Source organism: Streptomyces sp. DH12 (assembly GCF_020873895.1).
Lineage (GTDB): Bacteria > Actinomycetota > Actinomycetes > Streptomycetales > Streptomycetaceae > Streptomyces.
Map to the genome: position 1 here is coordinate 1 of NZ_JAHWGT010001305.1, position 426 is coordinate 426.

Consider the following 426-nt stretch of genomic DNA (forward strand, 5'->3'; position numbering starts at 1 on the left):
TCTTGACGTCGCCCTTGTAGATCCAGACCTTCACGCCGATGCGGCCGAAGGTCGTCTTGGCCTCGAAGAAGCCGTAGTCCACGTTCGCGCGGAGCGTGTGCAGGGGCACGCGGCCCTCGCGGTAGAACTCCGAGCGGGACATCTCGGCGCCGCCGAGGCGGCCGCCGCACTGGATCTTGATGCCCTTGGCGCCCGCCTTCATGGCCGACTGCATGCTCTTACGCATGGCGCGGCGGAAGGAGACGCGGGAGGAAAGCTGCTCGGCGACGGCCTGGGCGACCAGCTGAGCGTCGGTCTCGGGGTTCTTGACCTCGAGGATGTTCAGCTGGACCTGCTTGCCGGTGAGCTTCTCGAGGTCGCCGCGGATGCGGTCGGCCTCGGCGCCACGGCGGCCGATCACGATGCCCGGACGCGCGGTGTGGATGT

The 426-nt window shown here is 68.3% G+C and carries 1 protein-coding gene; it reads right to left on the reverse strand.

Annotated features, from left to right (window positions below; genetic code table 11):
* Positions 1 to 426 (reverse strand): 30S ribosomal protein S3 (gene rpsC, locus LPA54_RS39805; protein WP_228985287.1); only part of this gene is annotated, 426 nt, incomplete at both ends.